Source organism: Janthinobacterium sp. LM6 (assembly GCF_002002885.1).
In the GTDB taxonomy this organism is placed as follows: Bacteria; Pseudomonadota; Gammaproteobacteria; order Burkholderiales; family Burkholderiaceae_D; genus Janthinobacterium; species Janthinobacterium kumbetense.
Map to the genome: position 1 here is coordinate 764,218 of NZ_CP019510.1, position 16,949 is coordinate 781,166.

At 62.9% G+C, this 16,949-nt stretch carries 14 protein-coding genes and 1 pseudogene; 13 read left to right on the forward strand and 2 right to left on the reverse strand.

The window, feature by feature from the left end:
• Positions 1–7: 7 nt before the first annotated feature.
• The 3 genes from ccsB to BZG29_RS03380 all read left to right on the forward strand — a co-directional run bounded on the left by ccsB (position 8) and on the right by BZG29_RS03380 (position 2,871).
• Entirely contained in the window at positions 8–1,159 is a 1,152-nt protein-coding gene (gene ccsB, locus BZG29_RS03370) for a c-type cytochrome biogenesis protein CcsB (protein ID WP_077398859.1), read from the forward strand.
• A 72-nt stretch (positions 1,160–1,231) separates the two neighbouring features.
• Positions 1,232–2,209, forward strand: a complete 978-nt coding sequence (msrP, locus tag BZG29_RS03375; RefSeq protein ID WP_077398861.1) for a protein-methionine-sulfoxide reductase catalytic subunit MsrP — start codon at positions 1,232–1,234, stop codon at positions 2,207–2,209.
• Positions 2,210–2,217: 8 nt separating this feature from the next.
• Entirely contained in the window at positions 2,218–2,871 is a 654-nt protein-coding gene (locus tag BZG29_RS03380) for a protein-methionine-sulfoxide reductase heme-binding subunit MsrQ (protein WP_077398862.1), read from the forward strand.
• Here the strand turns inward: BZG29_RS03380 and BZG29_RS03385 are convergent.
• Entirely contained in the window at positions 2,868–3,050 is a 183-nt protein-coding gene (locus BZG29_RS03385) for a lipoprotein (RefSeq protein WP_034778304.1), read from the reverse strand. The genes BZG29_RS03380 and BZG29_RS03385 overlap by 4 nt on opposite strands.
• Positions 3,051–3,090: 40 nt before the next feature.
• Here BZG29_RS03385 and cyaY point away from each other — a divergent pair, with 40 nt between their 5' ends.
• Positions 3,091–3,420 (forward strand): iron donor protein CyaY, encoded by a 330-nt coding sequence (cyaY, locus tag BZG29_RS03390; RefSeq protein WP_077398864.1) that lies wholly within the window; start codon positions 3,091–3,093, stop codon positions 3,418–3,420.
• A 67-nt stretch (positions 3,421–3,487) separates the two neighbouring features.
• On the opposite strand, the gene BZG29_RS03395 is transcribed toward cyaY, so the two are convergent.
• Positions 3,488–5,833 (reverse strand): penicillin-binding protein 1A, encoded by a 2,346-nt coding sequence (locus BZG29_RS03395; RefSeq protein ID WP_077398866.1) that lies wholly within the window; start codon positions 5,831–5,833, stop codon positions 3,488–3,490.
• 301 nt (positions 5,834–6,134) lie between these two features.
• Here BZG29_RS03395 and pilM point away from each other — a divergent pair, with 301 nt between their 5' ends.
• The 9 genes and pseudogenes from pilM to nrfD all read left to right on the forward strand — a co-directional run bounded on the left by pilM (position 6,135) and on the right by nrfD (position 16,944).
• Positions 6,135–6,767: a pilus assembly protein PilM gene (pilM, locus tag BZG29_RS03400; protein WP_171984930.1), complete on the forward strand. Its 633-nt coding sequence runs from the start codon at positions 6,135–6,137 to the stop codon at positions 6,765–6,767.
• Complete coding sequence (locus BZG29_RS03405; protein WP_077398870.1) at positions 6,764–7,312, forward strand: PilN domain-containing protein; 549 nt, start codon at positions 6,764–6,766, stop codon at positions 7,310–7,312. Before pilM ends, BZG29_RS03405 begins: the two co-directional genes overlap by 4 nt.
• Before the next feature lie 15 nt (positions 7,313–7,327).
• Positions 7,328–8,359, forward strand: a complete 1,032-nt coding sequence (locus BZG29_RS03410; RefSeq protein ID WP_077398872.1) for a pilus assembly protein PilP — start codon at positions 7,328–7,330, stop codon at positions 8,357–8,359.
• A gap of 86 nt (positions 8,360–8,445) precedes the next feature.
• Positions 8,446–9,777 (forward strand): annotated as a pseudogene (locus BZG29_RS03415) (type IV pilus secretin PilQ family protein); the annotation flags it as partial.
• A gap of 121 nt (positions 9,778–9,898) precedes the next feature.
• On the forward strand, positions 9,899–12,100 hold the full coding sequence (locus tag BZG29_RS03420) for a hypothetical protein (protein ID WP_171984931.1): 2,202 nt from the start codon (positions 9,899–9,901) through the stop codon (positions 12,098–12,100).
• Positions 12,101–12,202: 102 nt separating this feature from the next.
• Positions 12,203–13,822, forward strand: coding sequence for a bifunctional shikimate kinase/3-dehydroquinate synthase AroKB (aroKB, locus tag BZG29_RS03425; RefSeq protein ID WP_077398878.1), 1,620 nt, complete (start codon positions 12,203–12,205; stop codon positions 13,820–13,822).
• A gap of 1 nt (position 13,823) precedes the next feature.
• A complete protein-coding gene (locus BZG29_RS03430) occupies positions 13,824–14,972 on the forward strand; it encodes a deoxyguanosinetriphosphate triphosphohydrolase (RefSeq protein WP_077398880.1) in 1,149 nt (382 codons plus the stop codon).
• 145 nt (positions 14,973–15,117) lie between these two features.
• Positions 15,118–15,828 carry a sulfate reduction electron transfer complex DsrMKJOP subunit DsrO gene (gene dsrO, locus BZG29_RS03435; RefSeq protein WP_077398882.1) on the forward strand — a complete coding sequence of 237 codons (711 nt, stop codon included), beginning with the start codon at positions 15,118–15,120 and terminating at the stop codon, positions 15,826–15,828.
• A gap of 3 nt (positions 15,829–15,831) precedes the next feature.
• Positions 15,832–16,944: an NrfD/PsrC family molybdoenzyme membrane anchor subunit gene (nrfD, locus tag BZG29_RS03440; RefSeq protein WP_077398884.1), complete on the forward strand. Its 1,113-nt coding sequence runs from the start codon at positions 15,832–15,834 to the stop codon at positions 16,942–16,944.
• Positions 16,945–16,949 lie beyond the last annotated feature (5 nt).

The window sequence follows — 16,949 nt, forward strand, 5'->3', positions numbered from 1 at the left end:
GAAAATGATGGAATTGGCAAACAAGCAAATATATACGCAGGAACCAGGATTTTTCAAGCGCCTGAGCCTGATCGATTGGCTGTATGGCGCCGGCTTGCTGGCCGCCTCCCTGTTCGGCCTGATGCGCTTTGGCGCCTTCATGGATATCTACGAAAAAGCCATCCTGCTGGCCGCGGCGCCCACGTTCGCGTGGCTGGGCTGGTACTGGAAGCCCGTGCGCTGGCTGATCCCCGTGGCAGCCGTGCTGTCGCTGTTCGCCATCGAGCTGTATAGCGGCCACCTGGAGATGGCGAATCAGAAATTCTTCCTGAAATACATCTTGTCGAGCCAGTCCGCCATCCTGTGGATGGGCACCCTGTTCGTGCTGTCGACCCTGTTCTACTGGATTGGCCTGGTGGCGCGCTCGGAATTCGGCTCGTCCGTCGGCTCCCTGCTGTGCTGGGCCGGCGTGGTGCTGGGTCTGACGGGCATGCTGGTGCGCTGGTACGAGTCTTACCTGATCGGCGCCGACGTGGGCCATATTCCCGTGTCGAACCTGTATGAAGTGTTCATCCTGTTTTCCCTGATCACGGCCATGTTCTACCTGTATTACGAGCAGCACTACGCGACGCGCCAGCTGGGCGCCTTCGTCATGCTGGTCATTTCGGCAGCCGTCGTGTTCCTGATGTGGTACACGGTCACGCGCGACGCGGCCGAAATCCAGCCGCTGGTGCCGGCCCTGCAAAGCTGGTGGATGAAGATCCACGTGCCGGCCAACTTCATCGGCTATGGCACCTTCGCCCTGTCGGCCATGGTGGCGGCGGCCTACCTGCTCAAATCGAGCGGCTACCTGGTCGATCGCCTGCCGTCGCTGGAAGTGCTCGACGACGTGATGTACAAGGCCATTTCCGTGGGCTTCGCTTTCTTCACGGTAGCGACCATCCTGGGCGCCCTGTGGGCGGCCGAAGCATGGGGCGGCTACTGGTCGTGGGACCCGAAAGAAACGTGGGCGCTGATCGTCTGGCTCAACTATGCCGCCTGGCTGCACATGCGCTTGATGACAGGCTTGCGCGGCCGCGTCGCCTCGTGGTGGGCGCTGGTGGGCTTGCTGGTGACGACGTTTGCCTTCCTGGGCGTGAATATGTTTCTCTCCGGCCTGCATTCTTACGGCAAGCTTTAATGACAGAAGCGTCATGAACGGCCCGGGAAAACTGGTGTAAGGTACAAATAATCACCTTTTCCCGGAGCCGCCATGTTGATCAAGCGCAGTCCCAACGGCATTGAGTTGCCGTATTCTTCCGAAATTACGCCGCGCGCCGTGTTCGAATCGCGCCGCAGTTTCATCAAGCAAGTGGCGCTGGGCACGATGTCCAGTGCGGCCCTGCTGGAAATGGCCACCCGCGAAGCCTTCGCGCAAGGCACCAATCCCAAGCTGGCTGCCAAACTGAATCCCGCCTATTCGGCGCTGGAAAAGCAGACGGCCTATAAAGACGCCACCAGCTACAACAATTTCTACGAGTTCGGCACGGACAAGAGCGACCCGGCGCAAAACGCGGGCACCCTGCGCACGCGTCCGTGGACGGTCAGCATCGAGGGCGAAGTCAGGAAACCCATGACCCTGGACCTGGACGCGCTGCTGAAGCTGGCGCCACTGGAAGAGCGCGTCTACCGGCTGCGCTGCGTGGAAGGCTGGTCGATGGTCATCCCGTGGGTCGGTTATTCCTTCTCGGAAATCATCAAGAAGGTCGAACCGACGGGCAATGCCAAGTATGTGGAATTCATCACCCTGGCCGACAAGAAACAGATGCCGGGCGTGGGCAGCCGCGTGCTGCAGTGGCCCTACACGGAAGGCTTGCGCATCGATGAAGCGAACCATCCGCTGGCGCTGCTGACCCTGGGCATGTATGGCGAAACCTTGCCGAACCAGAATGGCGCGCCCGTGCGCATGGTGTTGCCGTGGAAATATGGTTTCAAGTCCGCCAAATCTATTGTCAAGATCCGTTTCGTCAAGGAACAGCCGCGCACGTCCTGGAACCTGTCGGCGCCGTCCGAATACGGTTTTTACTCGAATGTGAACCCGAACGTCGACCATCCGCGCTGGTCGCAGGCTTCCGAGCGGCGCATCGGCGAAGACGGTTTTCTCACGCGTAAGCGCAAGACCCTGATGTTCAATGGCTACAACGATGTCGCTTCCTTGTACGCGGGCATGGATCTGAAGAAGTTCTTTTAAGGACGGTCATGGCCATCAATCCCACGAGCAAGCAGTTGTCGCTGCTGAAAAGCCTGATCTTTTTGCTGGCGCTGCTGCCGTTCGCGCGCATGGTCTGGCTGACGTACACGGGGCAACTGGTGGAGCCGCTGGAATTCATCACGCGCGGCACGGGCGACTGGACCCTGTATTTTATCTGCATCAGCCTGGCGGTGACGCCCTTGCGGCGCTTCACGCAATGGAATTGGCTGATCAAGCTGCGGCGCATGCTGGGCCTGTTCGCGTTTTTCTACGCGGCGCTGCACTTCACCACGTTTTTATGGTTCGATCACTTTTTTGATGTGCAGGAAATGTGGAAGGATGTACTCAAGCGGCCGTTCATCACCGTGGGTTTCATCGCTTTCGTGCTGCTGATCCCGCTGGCCGTGACGAGCACGAACGGCATGGTGAAACGCCTGGGGGGCAAGCGCTGGCAGTGGCTGCACCGCTTGATCTACATCATCGCGCCGCTGGGCATCCTGCACTTCTGGTGGATGAAGGCGGGCAAGCACAATTTCGCGCAACCGATACTGTTCGGTGTCATCGTCGCGTTACTGCTGTTAATCCGCGTGGTTTTCGCCTGGGGTAAGCGAGAAAAGAACGCCAGGGCGGCCAAGGCAGCCACCCCGGTGCGTGCCGTTTAGGTGGCTGGCACGATGACCGGTGGCGGCGGCACGGGCGCCGGTTCGACCGGGCCTTTTGCCGGCGCACCCTTGGCCGCTGGCGGCTTGGGCAGGTACAGGGGGCCGGGCTGGCCGCAGCCGGCCAGGACGCTAGAAACCACAATGGCGGTGCCGATATAAAACGCTGAGGATGACTTCACGATTAGAATCACGGTTTGATTAAGATCTTTGGAGTGTAGCATGAGTGAATCGGAATTCCTGGCCCTGGCCGAAGCCACCCTGACCCAGATCGAGGCGGCGCTGGACCGGCTGAACGATGAAGACGTGCTCGACGTCGAATGCAGCCGCAGCGGCAATGTGCTGGAAATCGAATTCATCGATAACGGCACGAAAATCATCGTCAACAGCCAGGCCCCCATGCGTGAAATGTGGGTGGCTGCCCGTTCCGGCGGTTTCCACTACAGGCGCGTGGATGACGAATGGCGCAACACGCGCGACGGCTCGGAACTGTTTGCGGCCCTGTCGGCCATGGCCAGCGAGCAGGCAGGCACGGCAGTCGTATTGAAGTAATTGTCTTAGCCGCGCGCCATAAAAAAAGGGCAGACTCTTCAGTCTGCCCTTTTTGCATCAAACGATCTTAAAACAACTCGTTCTTGACGGCTTCTTTCGCTTTTTCTTCCTCCGGCGTGCCGCGCGCCGCGCCTTCCAGGCTGCCTACGCCCGTGCCCGGCGGATTTTCCGCATAGTAATACTCGTCGCCCACGTGGATCAGGCCTTCCGGCACGGCGCGTTCCTCGACGGGAATGCTTTTCAGGGCTTTCGCCATGTAGCTGATCCAGATCGGCAAGGCCAGGCCGCCGCCCGTTTCCCGGTTGCCCAGGTTGCGCGGCTGGTCGTAGCCGATCCAGGCGATACCCACCAGCTTGGCCTGGTAGCCGGCGAACCACGCGTCGATGGAATCGTTGGTCGTGCCTGTCTTGCCGGCCAGGTCAGGGCGCTTCAAGGCCATGGCCTTGTTGGCCGTGCCGAAGCGCACGACATCGTTGAGCATGCTGTTCATCATGAAGGCATTGCGCTCGTCGATGACGCGGTTGGCTTCCTCGCCCGCCAGGTCCGGCTTGGCTTGTGACAAGACATTGCCGTCGCTATCGGTTACCTTGGCGATCAGATACGGGTTGATCTTGTAGCCGCCATTGGCGAACACGGCATACGCGCCCGCCATCTGCAGCGGCGTCACGTTGCCTGCGCCCAGGGCCAGGGTCAGGTAGGGCGGGTTCTTGTCCGCGTCAAAGCCGAAGCGCGTCGCGTATTCCTGGCCATATTTGGCGCCGATCTTGTGCAGGATGCGGATGGAAATCATGTTCTTCGATTTCATCAAGCCCTTGCGCATGGTCATCGGACCATCGTATTTGCTGTCGTAGTTCTTCGGTTCCCACGCCTGGCCGCCCGTCTGGCCCGCATCGAACGAGATCGGCGCATCGTTGATGATGGTGGCCGGCGACAGGCCCCGTTCCAGCGAAGCGGAATAGATGAAGGGCTTGAAAGCCGAACCGGGCTGGCGCCACGCCTGCGTGACGTGGTTGAACTTGTTGCGGTTGTAATCGAAGCCGCCCACCATGGCGCGGATGGCGCCGTCCGTGGTGCTGGCCGAGACGAATGCCGATTGCACTTCCGGCATCTGCGTCAAGACCCAGGTGTTGCCTTCCTGCATGACGCGGATCACGGCGCCGCGCTTGATGCGGCGGTTCGGCGCCGCTTTTTCCGACAGCCAGGCCGCGCCGAAGGTCAGGCCGGGGCCGGTAATCGTGATTTCCTCGCCGGCCGAGGTGACGGCCTGCAACGATTTGGGCGACGCTTGCAGCACCATGGCGGCGATGATGTCGTCGCTGTCCGGATGGTCGGCCAGTTCCGTTTCGATCGCGTCATCGGCTTCGGCCTTGGTTTTCGGAATCTCGATATACGCTTCCGGGCCGCGGTAGCCGTGGCGTTTCTCGTAATCCATCACGCCCTTGCGCAAGGCGATGTAGGCGGCGTCCTGGTCGGCCTTGGTGATGGTGGTGTAGACGTTCAGGCCGCGCGTATAGGTATCTTCCTTGAATTGCTCGTAGACCAGCTGGCGCGCCATTTCCGACACGTATTCCGCATGCACGCCGAAGGCGCTGCTGTCGGTTTTCACTTTCAGCTCTTCATTTTTCGCTTCTTCGTACTGCGCCGGCGTGATGTAGCCCAGCTGTGCCATGCGTTGCAGGATGTATTGCTGGCGCATGCGCGCGCGTTTCGGATTGACGACGGGGTTGTAGGCCGACGGCGCTTTCGGCAAGCCGGCCAGCATGGCCGCTTCCGCCACGGTGAGATCCTGGATGTTCTTGCCGAAATAGATTTGTGCAGCCGAGGCGAAGCCATAGGCGCGCTGTCCCAGATAAATCTGGTTCATATACACTTCGAGGATCTGGTCCTTGCTGAGGTTTTTTTCGATCTTCCAGGCCAGCAAGACTTCATACGCCTTGCGTTTCAGGGTCTGTTCGCTGGACAGGAAGAAATTGCGCGCCACCTGCTGCGTGATGGTCGAGGCGCCTTGCTTGGCGCCGCCCGTCAGGTTATGCAGGGCCGCGCGCGTGATACCGAGGTAATCGACGCCGCCATGCTCATAGAAACGGTCATCCTCGATGGCCAGCACGGCTTTCTTCATGACATCGGGAATATCCTTGATGTGCACCATGTTGCGCCGTTCCTCGCCGAATTCGCCGATCAGCACACTGTCGGACGTGAACACGCGCAGCGGCATCTTTGGCTTGTAATCGGTCAAGGTATCGAGCGCCGGCAGGTTCGGATAGGCCATGGCCAGGCCAAAGACCACCAGCAAGACGCCGACGATGCCCAGGCCCAGCAGCGATACCAGGGCCATCAGCAGGAAACGTTTGGGTTTGCTGCCCTTGGTGGGCGGCTTCGAGCCAGCGGGGCCAGCGGATTTTGAAGATGTCATGCGTCGTATGTCTTTCGGTTAATTATGCCGGCCAATTATAAGCGAGCTTGCCAGGGTGGCAGCGCGCCGTGGCGCTTGCCGGAGGGACAGTCGAAACTTGCCGATACTCTATATAAGCGTGTATTGGCCCGCTGGCAACCAGGATTTGGTAACAATTATTCTGCGCCAGATCAGGGCTCGGCCAGATAGGCACCGCGCGCCGCAGACTCCGGCCTGAAATCCATTTACAAGCCAGCGCCGCCGGGACTAGGCTGTCGGATGGCAGGAACCTCTCCCACGCTGACGTTTCTCTATGAAAAACATGTCCATCAGCAATTTTCTTGGCATCGGCTTGCTGGGCGTCGACATCGCGGACGATGCCGTGCGCGTGGTCGAGTTGAGGCGCCGGCGGGGAAGATTGTCGTGCCGGCATTGCGGCGCCGCCGCGCTGACGCCCGGCGTGATACTGGAAGGCAATGTCGAGGACACGGAGGGCCTGGCCGATGCCTTGCGCCTGGCCCACCGCGACAGTGGCAGCGCCTGCACGCGGGTGGCGCTGGCCATGCCGGCCACGGCCCTGATCACGCATGCGATCCGCCTGCCGGCCGGATTGCCGGAGGAACAGCTGGAAATCCTCGTGGAACTGGAAGCGGCCCAATACATGCCGTTTGCGCTGGAAGATGCCAGCCTGGATTTTTTCATACTCGGTCCCGCGCCGCCGCTGGCTGGCGCAACAGGCAAGGAGGTCGACGTGCTGCTGGTGGCGGCACGGCGCGCCAGCGTGCAGCGCCGTCTCGATGCGGCCACGGCGGCGGGCTTGCAGGCCGTCGTCATGGATAGCGAGGCAATGGCCTTGCAGGCGGCGCTCGCGCAGGCTGGCTGGCAAGCCCTGCCCGACGGTGGCGTGGCCTACCAGCTGGCCTGGGGCCTGGCCCTGCACCGGTACGCCCGATGACGATCCGGGCGCAAGTGCAGCGCATCAACCTGTTGCCGTATCGCCCCGTGGCGCGGCGCAGGCGTATTCAGTTGCTGCTGTGGCAGCTGGCGGGCGGGGCGCTGCTGGGACTGCTGCTGGCCCTGGCGACGGGCGCCTGGCTGCGGTACCAGCTCGACGCGCAACTGCGCCGCCAGGAGGGCTGGCGCAGTGCCATGCAGCAAGTCGATGCCGTGCTTGTCGCGGGCCAGCGGGTGCAGGGCGAGACGGCGGCGCTGCTGTTGCGCCAGCAAGCCATGGCCAGTTTGCAACAGCAACGCAATGCCTGGGTGCGCATGCTGGACGCGCTGGCGCGGGCGATGCCGGCTGGCGTGGCCTTGCACAGTGTGCGCCAGGAAACGACGATGGTGCGCTTGCAGGGGCAGGCTGCGTCGCAGGACAAGGTCGCGGCATTGCTGCTGGGCCTAGAACAGGCGGCGCCCTGGTCCCGGCCGGAATTGGTGGAAGTGCGCGGCGTTGCCGATGGCGCCGTGGAATGGACGGTACGGCTGGCTTTGGCACCCTAGTCCTGGAGGTTGATCATGCTGAGCTTGAAGATTGCGTCGCTGTGGCCGCTACCCGCACGCCTCGCTTGCGCCGCCCTGGCTGGTACGCTGGCGGCGGCCCTGCTGCACCTCGCGTGGCTGGATGGACTGTTTGCGGCCATGCAGGCGGGGCAAGACGAGGAGGTCCGCCTGCGCACCGCATATCTGTCGGCGCAAGCCAGGGCGCAGCAGTTGCCGCATTGGCGCGCACAGCAGCGCCAGGCCGGCGCCGAGCTGGCCTTGCTGGAACAGCAACTGCCCGACCAGCAGGCGATGGCGCTGTTGTTGACACAGATTAATACCGCAGGCCAGTCGCGGGGTTTGCAATTTTCCCTGTTCAAGCCCGGCGCGGCCCAGCCGCAAGCGCCGTATGTCGCCTTGCCGATCGCCATACAGTTGCGCGGCGGCTACCACGCCATGGGCGCGCTGCTGGCGGACCTGGCGCTTCTGCCGCGCATCGTCACGGTGCATGGGCTGGCCTTGAGCCTCGGCAAGGATCGTCTGCTGACCCTCGATGCCGTGCTGTACGCGTATCGCTTGCCCGAAGCGGGGGAGCGGGCGGCACAAGCCGCCTTGGCGCCCAAGGCGGCCGTATCCGCTGCGGCATGGCGTCCGCTTGTCGCTGTCGCGCCGCAGCCGTACGCGGCCGCCGCCCTGGCCGATCCTTTTGGCGCCTTGCCGCTGGCCGGCGCGCCGGGGCAGCGGGGCGCCGTGACGGGACCCGACCCGCGGCGCGTGCGCGAACCGCTGGAAAGCGTGGCCTTGCCGGCCATCAACATGGTCGGCAGCGTGCAGCAGGATGGGCGCCTGAGCGCGCTGCTGCTGGCGGGCCAGCGCGTGTACCGGGTGGCGGTAGGCCAGTATCTGGGGCAAGACCACGGCATGGTGACGGATATCAGTGAACAGGCGGTGCAGTACCGTGAACTGCTGCGCGAGGCGGATGGTCCCTGGCGCGAGCGGCGCGGCAGCCTGGCCTTGCAGGCGGCGGGGGCGGCTGCGAAGGCCAGCCTGCCCGAGGCGGCGCCATGAGGCCGCGCCGCATGCTGCTGGCCGCCATGCTGTGTCTGCATGCCGGCGGCCTTGCCCAGGAAGCCGTGGTGCACGTGTCGGCGCCGCGTTTATATGCCGGCGAGAAAATCTCCGTCGACTTCCAGAACGTGGGCGTGCGCGCGGCCCTGCACATCCTGGCCGATGCGTCAGGGCAAAATATCGTCGCCAGCGACAGCGTGGCAGGCAACGTGACCCTGCGCCTGCGCGACTTGCCGTGGGACCAGGCGCTCGACGTGCTGCTGCAGGCGAAAGGGCTGGACATGCGGCGCAATGGTAACGTGCTGTGGATCGCGCCGCGCGAGGAAATGCTGGCGCGCGAAAAGCTGGAGCTCGAAACGCGCGCGCAGATCGCCGAACTCGAACCCCTACAATCGGCCATCTTCCAGCTCAATTACCAGAAGGCTGAAGCGTTCCGCACGGTGTTCGCCCTGGACGCGGGAGAAGGGCGCAGCCGCCTGCTGTCGCGCCGTGGCAGCGTGCTGATCGAGCCGCGCACGAATCAATTGTTCGTGACGGACGTGCCGGCGCGCCTGGAACAGATCCGTCAGCTGATCGCCAAGACGGATGTTGCCACGCGACAAGTCATGATCGAGGCGCGCATCGTCGAGGCGAATGACAGTTTCAGCCGCAATCTGGGCGCGCGCCTCGGTTTTACGGACCAGCGGCTGGCGGCAGGTCAGGTGCCCGGCTTTTCCCTGGGCGGCAGCGGGCGCCGCGCGGCCATCGGCGGCAGTTACCAGGGCGTGGGCGAGGCGACGGGGCAAACGGTGGCCGGCGCCGGCGCCTTCGTGCCGAACACGCAATTTGTCAACTTGCCGGCCGCCAGCATCAATGGCTTGCAGCCGGCCAGTTTCGCCCTGAGCCTGTTTTCGGCGGCCGCCAACCGTTTTCTGAACCTGGAATTGTCCGCGCTGGAAGCCGATGGCAGGGGCAAGATCATTTCCAGCCCCCGCGTGGTGACGGCCGACAAGGTGCTGGCGCTGATCGAGCAGGGCATCGAGCTGCCCTACCAGGTGGCCACCAGCAGCGGCGCCACGTCGATCACGTTTCGCAAGGCGAACCTGCGCCTGGAAGTCACGCCGCAGATCACGCCGGACGGCAACGTGGTGCTGGAAGTGGACGTCAACAAGGATAGCGTGGGCCAGGAAACGCGTTCCGGCTTCGCCATCGACACCAAGCACGTGCGCACGCAAGTGATGGTGGAAGACGGCGGCACGGTGGTGCTGGGTGGCATTTATCAGCAGTCCGAACGGGGTACGGACAGCAAGGTGCCGCTGCTGGGCGACATCCCCGTGCTCGGTGTTTTTTTCCGCAGCACGGGCCGCAGTCAAGAAAAAACCGAACTGATGGTGTTTATTACGCCGAAAATAGTGGCAGATCGGCCAGCAACACGTTAATGTCACATCTTTACGTTTAAGTAACAATGCAAACGAAAGCGGACTGATGGCGACTATGCGGAATTTCTCTTTAGGCAATACTTCTTGGAGTAGGATATCGAATTGGCTGCTCTTGCTGGTCATGAGCACTGTGCTGGCCGCTTGCGGCGGCGGTGGCGGTGATCCGACCATCGATGGCGGCAAGGGCGGTGGTACCACTGGTGGTGTGGCCGCGACGGTCACGGTGAGCCTGTTGAACGCGGCCGACCAGCCTGCCAGTACGCTAAGCAGCACTGCGCCGCTGACGGCCAAGGCGCTGGTGATCGATAAAAATGGCGCTCCGGTCAGCAATGCGGTCGTCACTTTCGCCTCCGACGCCACACTGGTAAAGCTGTCATCGACCAACGGCACGGCGCTGACCGACGCCAAGGGCTATGCCAGTATCACCGTCTCGGCCTTGAATGCGTCGATAGCAGGTGCGGGCAAGCTGACGGCCACTGTCCCGGCGGGCACCGCCACGGTCACCGGCGACGCGAGCTATGAAGTCAGGGCGGCGCAGGCATCGGGCGCCAAAATGACACTGGCGCTGCTCAATGGCGGCAGCGCCAGTAACGCGCTGTCGAGCGCCATGCCGCTGACGGCCAAGGCGTTGGTGACCGATTTGAACGGAAAACCGATCAGCGACGTGTTGGTGGCATTCTCGACTGACAATACCATGGCAGTGATGTCACCATCGGTAGGGACGGCACTGACCGATGCGACAGGTACGGCCAGCGTAACGCTGCGTCCTTTCAGTCTGTCGGCTAGCGGCGCCGCCACGTTGCGGGCGACCACGACGGCCAATGGTGCCGTTGCCAGCAGCCAGATCAATTATGTGCTGGGAGCCACTGACCTGAGTGCGGAGAACATGCGGTTTTCGCCCGCCAGCATCCCGGCCTATGGCACCACCAACGTCACGGTTGATGTCATGGCTGGCACCAGCCTGTACACGGGATCAGGCCAGACGGTAAATTTCAGTTCGACTTGCGTGCAGGCCGGCAAGGCTAGCGTGACCAGCGGCGTGCCGGTAGTCAATGGCAAGGCCACAGCTGTTTTCCGCGACCTGGGTTGCAATGACTACGATATGGTCAATGCCACAGTGGCGGGCAGCGCTTCCATGTATCACGCGACGCTGCCGATCGGCCGCGTCGCGCCGGCATCGGTACAATTTTCCAGCGTCAGTCCGGTAGGCAAATCGATCGTGATTCAAGGGCAGGGCGGCATAGCGCGCACGGAAATGGCTACGCTCACTTTCCGCGTATTCGATACTTTCAACAAACCGCTGGTCGGCCAGGAAGTGACGTTTTCGTTGTTGAACGGCCCTGGCATGACGCTCAATAAAGTGAAAGACACCACGGATGCCAATGGTGACGTCATCACCACCGTCAATTCCGGCACCACCCCGACCACCTTCCGTGTCAAGGCCAGCCTGGCCTCTGGCATTTCTACCTTGTCCGATTCCATCCTGGTAACGACGGGTTTGCCTGTGCAAACGGCGTTTTCGCTCAGCTCCGTCAAGTCCAGCGTGGAAGGTTGGTCGTATGACAGCCCCTTAGGCACCCCTGCCACGACCGTCACTATCTTGCTGGCAGACCAAGCGGGCAACCCTGTTCCTGACGGCACGCCGGTGGTATTTCAGAGCAATTTGGGCGCCATCGGCTCGTCCAGCATGGGCGGCTGCACCACCATGAACGGCGGCTGCTCGGTCGACTTCCGCAGCCAGAACCCGCGTGTGGCGACCAATCCACCTGTCACGCCCTGCAATGATGTCAGCAATGGCGGCACGGCCGACAGCCTGTGGCCCGGTCTTGCCACCGTCTGCGCCAGCACTTCGGACGGCAGCAAGACGTTGTTCGCGAAGATCGCCATCTTCCTGAGCGGCAGCCGTCCCGAAAATGTCACGCTGTTCGATCAGTCGGCCCAGGTCAGCCTGGATCGCAGCACCTATGATCTTGGAAGCGTTTCAGCTGCTGCAGTGCGTCAATTCAGCTTGAGATTCAGCGATTTGCATCAAAACCCCATGCCCTCCGGGACCACGGTCGCGATCACGAATATGATCAATGGCGTTGGATCCATCACTCCGGACAGCATACAAAATATCTATCCGCACAACACGCTTGGCGTGGATGACCGTACCGGAGGCAACATTCAAGGTAACCAGGGAGGCCGGCATGCCGTTACAATTAACAGCCTGACGCCGACAAATTGTGTAGCGAATGTGGTCAGCACGTTTAATGTAACAGTGACGACGCCGCTGGGTAACGCCACCAGTTACCCGTTTAGACTGACATTCTCCTGTCCTTGACGTAAGGGGAAACGGGCACCGTAGAGGCGGCGCCTGCTTATTTTCTGATTGATATAAAAAGTGTCCGAAATTTCCAACAGTAATATCTTTCTTGTCGGCCTCATGGGCGCAGGCAAAACCACGATCGGGCGCATCCTGGCCCGCAAGCTGGGCTTGCGCTTTGTCGATTCCGACCACGAAATCGAGGCACGCACGGGAGCGACCATCCCGTGGATCTTTGAAATCGAGGGCGAGGCCAGCTTTCGCCGGCGCGAGGCCGAGGTCATCCGCGACCTGAGCGCCCAGGAAGGCATCGTCATGGCCACCGGCGGCGGGGCCATCCTCAACGCCGACAGCCGCGCCTACCTGAAGGAACGGGGCACGGTCGTGTATCTGCGCGCCAGCGTCAGCAACATCCTGGCGCGCACCAGCCACGACAAGAACCGCCCCCTGCTGCAGACGGCGGACCCGCGCCGCAAGCTGGAGGAATTGACGGCGCAGCGCGAGCCCCATTACATGGAAGTGGCCGACATTGTGATCGACACGGGCCGTCCTAACGTACAATCGATGGTTCAGACCATCCTGATGCAGCTGGCCAGCCTCGAATGCGAGGCCTCGCCCAACTGCGTCATTCATGCAGAGCCTTCGATGAACGAGCAATCCAAAATGTTGTTGAGCGTAGACCTCGACGAGCGCAGTTATCCGATCGCCATCGGTCCCGGCCTGCTGGCCGACGCCGACGCGCTGCTGCGCCATATCAGCGGCCACAAGGTGGCCATCGTCACCAATACCACCGTCGCGCCGCTGTACCTGGGCCGCCTGCAGGCGGCGCTGGCCAGCGACGGCCGCGACGTGATCAGCATCGTCCTGCCGGACGGTGAAGAATATAAAAACTGGGCCAGCCTGATGCAGATCTTCGATGCGCTGCTGGCCAATAAATGCGACCGCAAGACCACCCTGGTGGCGCTGGGCGGCGGCGTGATCGGCGACCTGACCGGCTATGCGGCGGCCAGCTACATGCGCGGCATCGGCTTCGTGCAGGTGCCCACCACCCTGCTGGCGCAGGTCGATTCCTCCGTTGGCGGCAAGACGGGCATCAACCACCCGCTGGGCAAGAATATGATCGGCGCCTTCTACCAGCCGCGCGCCGTGATCGCCGACACCTCGACCCTGGAAACCCTGCCGGCGCGCGAGCTGTCGGCCGGCCTGGCCGAAGTGATCAAGCATGGCGCCATCATCGATGCGGCGTTTTTCGACTGGATCGAGGCGAACATGGCCAAGCTGATGGCGCGCGACAAGGGCGCCCTGGCGTATGCGATCGCCCGCTCGTGCGAGATCAAGGCCGACGTGGTGCGCCAGGACGAGCGCGAAGGCGGCTTGCGCGCCATCCTGAACTTCGGCCACACCTTCGGCCACGCCATCGAGGCGGGCCTCGGTTACGGCCACTGGCTGCACGGCGAAGCCGTCGGCTGCGGCATGGTGATGGCGGCCGACCTGTCTTGCCGCATGGGCTATATCGACCAGGCAGCCGTGGAGCGCGTGCGCGCGCTGGTCGCCGCCGCCGGCCTGCCGGTGAAGGCGCCGGACCTCGGTGTCGAGCGCTGGCTGGAACTGATGGAAGTGGACAAGAAGAACGAGGGCGGCGCCATCAAGTTCATCCTCTTGAAACCGCTGGGCAGCCCGAACATCACGTCCGCCCCCCACGAGCTGGTGCTCGCTACCCTGGCCGCCGGAGTGCAATAACATGCTGCCGGAAGACTTCCTTGCTCCCTACGCAGCTCACTCGGCACAGGGGCAGGGACGTCGCTTTGCCGAGGCGCCGCACGCCTCGCGCAGCCAGTTCCAGCGCGACCGCGACCGCATCATCCATTCCTCGGCCTTCCGCCGCCTCGAATACAAGACCCAGGTTTTCCTCAACCACGAAGGAGACCTGTTCCGCACGCGCTTGACGCACAGCCTGGAAGTGGCGCAGGTCGGCCGCTCGATTGCGCGCAACCTGCGTCTGAACGAAGACCTGGTCGAAGCCATCGCGCTCGCGCATGACCTGGGCCATACGCCATTCGGCCACGTGGGCCAGGACGTGCTCAATGAATGCATGCAGGCGCACGGCGGCTTCGAGCACAATCTGCAAAGCCTGCGCGTGGTCGACACGCTGGAAGAGCACTACGGCGCCTTCGACGGTTTGAACCTGATGTTCGAGACGCGCGAAGGCATCCTGAAACACTGCTCGCTGGCGCATGCGCGCGAACTGGGCCCCGTGGCCCAGCGCTTCATCGACCGCACGCAACCGACCCTGGAAGCGCAGCTGACCAACCTGGCCGACGAAATCGCCTACAACAGCCACGATATCGACGACGGCCTGCGCTCCGGCCTGATCACCATCGCCCAGCTGGAAGAGGTGGAGTTCTTCGGCCGCCTGTGGCGCGACGTGCAGCAGGCGTTTCCCGGCCTGTCGGGTCGGCGCGCCATCTACGAAACCCTGCGCCGCCTGATCACGGCCCTGGCCGACGATCTGATCGTCACGTCGAATGCGCTGATCCTCGACGCGGCGCCGCGCGACGTCAGCGAAGTGCGCGCCAGCCCGCCATTGATCCGTTTTTCGGACGCCATGCGCCGCGACGCGACGGAGCTGAAGCGCTTCCTGCGCGCGAACCTGTACCGCCACTACCAGGTCAACCGCATGCGCGTGAAGGCCAGCCGCATCGTGCGCGAACTGTACGACAGCTTCATGGCCGAACCTGCCCTGCTGCCGCCCGACTATCAGCTTATTGGCCATGACAGGGATGGTACGGTCACGCAGCAGGCGCGCAAGATCGCCGACTACATCGCAGGCATGACGGACCGCTACGCGATTCGCGAGCATCGCCGGCTGTACTCGCTCGACGAGTTGTAAGCGCATTACCCCCATTCATCTCCTCTGTCAATTGGCATGATCATCTAGGTTCCCACCAGATCACCCCAATATCGCCGTAGCGCCTTCTTTTCTATCATGGCAGCAAGTCAACAAGGGCTTGCCGCCCATAGTCAAGGAGAGTGTCATGATTGAATCGCGCCGCAGTTTCTTGCGCGCCTTGCCAGCCGTAACCATCGGGGCGGCCATCGCGCCGCTGCCAGGCAAGGCGGCCACCAAGGGCGAAGGCGGCCAGCGCTGGGCGATGGTGGTCGACGTGCAGAAATGCATCGGCTGCCAGGCTTGCACGGTCTCCTGCATCATGGAAAACGCCGTGCCGGAAAACAGCTTCCGCACCGTCGTCTCGACCTATGAAGTCAAGGAAGAGAACCGCTGCGGCACCTACATGCTGCCGCGCCTGTGCAACCACTGCGCCAATCCCCCGTGCATACCCGTCTGTCCCGTGGGCGCCACCTTCCAGCGCAAGGATGGCGTCGTCGTCGTCGATGGCGACCGCTGCGTGGGCTGCGCCTACTGCGTGCAGGCCTGCCCGTACGACGCGCGCTTCATCAACCACGAGACGGGAAAGGCCGACAAATGCACGTTCTGCGCGCACCGCGTCGACGAAGGCTTGCTGCCGGCCTGCGTGGAAACCTGCGTGGGCGGCGCGCGCATCTTTGGCGACCTGAATGACCCGGACAGCGTGGTGCACCAGCTGCTGACCGAGAACAAGGTGAAGGTGCTGAAACCCGAGCAGGGCACCCAGCCCCACGTGTTCTACCTGGGACTGGACACGCGCTTCGCCGGCCACGTCGAGGGCGAAGCGACTCTTTGGCAACCGAGCAAACACGGGAAATAAACCATGGACAGCCACATCACCGAAATTCTCAACGTCACGCGCGAAGCGGCATGGCTGCCGTGGGCGGTGCAGTATTTTTTCCTCATCGGCCTCAGTTACGGCAGCTTCATGCTGACCTTGCCGTACTTCGTCTTCGGCCGCAAGGCGTATGAACGCCTGGGGCGCATCGCGCTGCTGGCATCCCTCGTGTGCGGCATGACGGCGCCCGTGGCGCTGCTGGCCGATTTGCACGGGCCGGGCCGCTTCTACCACTTCTATATTTATTTCCAGCCGCAGTCGTGGATGTCGTGGGGCTCGTTTTTCATTCCCCTGTATCTGGGCTGCTTGATGCTGTACGCGTGGCTGGCGCTGCGCGTGGACTTCGCCGCGCGGGGGCTGGGCCAGAACCGCCTGGCCTTTGCCTACCGCCTGCTGGGACGTGGCGGCGCCGCATCGCGCAAGGCCATCGTCACCGCCGCCGCCTTCACCCTGCTCGCCGCCTTCGTGGTGGGCCTGTACACGGGCATGGAAGTGATGGTGGTGCGTGCCCGTCCCCTGTGGTTTACGCCCTTCCTGCCGGCGCAATTTGCCGCCACGGCCTTTGTCGGGGCGGTGGGCCTGGCGCTGCTGTTCAACCGTTTCCTGCCGGGCCGCGACATGGCGCTGGAAGTGTCCTTGAACCGCGCGCTGGCCCTGTCGCTGGCGCTGGTGCTGGCCCTGGGCGGCGGCTGGCTGTTCGTCAGTCTCTCCGGTGTGAGCGCCAGCCACAGCATGGCCTTTACCCAGGTGGCGGGCATGCCGCAATGGCAGTTCACTGCCGTCTGGGCCGTGCTGTCGTCCATCGTGCCGATGGCCCTGGCCATCTGGCGTCCCGCCACGAGTGGCCTGGTCAACGGCCTGATCGCGCTGCACAGCGCCTGGATGATGCGCTGGACGATCTTCATCGGCGGCCAGAACATCCCGAAGACGGGCGCGGGCCTGTACGACTACCACCTGCCGATGGGGAACGACGGCTTGATGGGGATTATCGGCACGGCCGGCCTGTGGATCGCGCTGCTGTTGCTGATGCTGGAATTTTTGCCATGGGCCGGACGCGTCGTCGCTGGTCGCAACCGTCCTGCCATGGCCACGCACTGAGGAGT

Excerpts from the sequence above, each read along its gene's own strand:
- cyaY (WP_077398864.1), top strand. The coding sequence starts at position 3,091 with ATGAGTGAATCGGAATTCCTGGCCCTGGCCGAAGCCACCCTGACCCAG.
- msrP (WP_077398861.1), top strand. The coding sequence starts at position 1,232 with ATGTTGATCAAGCGCAGTCCCAACGGCATTGAGTTGCCGTATTCTTCC.
- BZG29_RS03410 (WP_077398872.1), top strand. The coding sequence starts at position 7,328 with ATGCTGAGCTTGAAGATTGCGTCGCTGTGGCCGCTACCCGCACGCCTC.
- BZG29_RS03420 (WP_171984931.1), top strand. The coding sequence starts at position 9,899 with ATGAGCACTGTGCTGGCCGCTTGCGGCGGCGGTGGCGGTGATCCGACC.
- ccsB (WP_077398859.1), top strand. The coding sequence starts at position 8 with ATGGAATTGGCAAACAAGCAAATATATACGCAGGAACCAGGATTTTTC.
- nrfD (WP_077398884.1), top strand. The coding sequence starts at position 15,832 with ATGGACAGCCACATCACCGAAATTCTCAACGTCACGCGCGAAGCGGCA.
- BZG29_RS03430 (WP_077398880.1), top strand. The coding sequence starts at position 13,824 with ATGCTGCCGGAAGACTTCCTTGCTCCCTACGCAGCTCACTCGGCACAG.
- pilM (WP_171984930.1), top strand. The coding sequence starts at position 6,135 with ATGTCCATCAGCAATTTTCTTGGCATCGGCTTGCTGGGCGTCGACATC.
- BZG29_RS03405 (WP_077398870.1), top strand. The coding sequence starts at position 6,764 with ATGACGATCCGGGCGCAAGTGCAGCGCATCAACCTGTTGCCGTATCGC.
- BZG29_RS03380 (WP_077398862.1), top strand. The coding sequence starts at position 2,218 with ATGGCCATCAATCCCACGAGCAAGCAGTTGTCGCTGCTGAAAAGCCTG.
- dsrO (WP_077398882.1), top strand. The coding sequence starts at position 15,118 with ATGATTGAATCGCGCCGCAGTTTCTTGCGCGCCTTGCCAGCCGTAACC.
- aroKB (WP_077398878.1), top strand. The coding sequence starts at position 12,203 with ATGGGCGCAGGCAAAACCACGATCGGGCGCATCCTGGCCCGCAAGCTG.
- BZG29_RS03395 (WP_077398866.1), bottom strand. The coding sequence starts at position 5,833 with ATGACATCTTCAAAATCCGCTGGCCCCGCTGGCTCGAAGCCGCCCACC.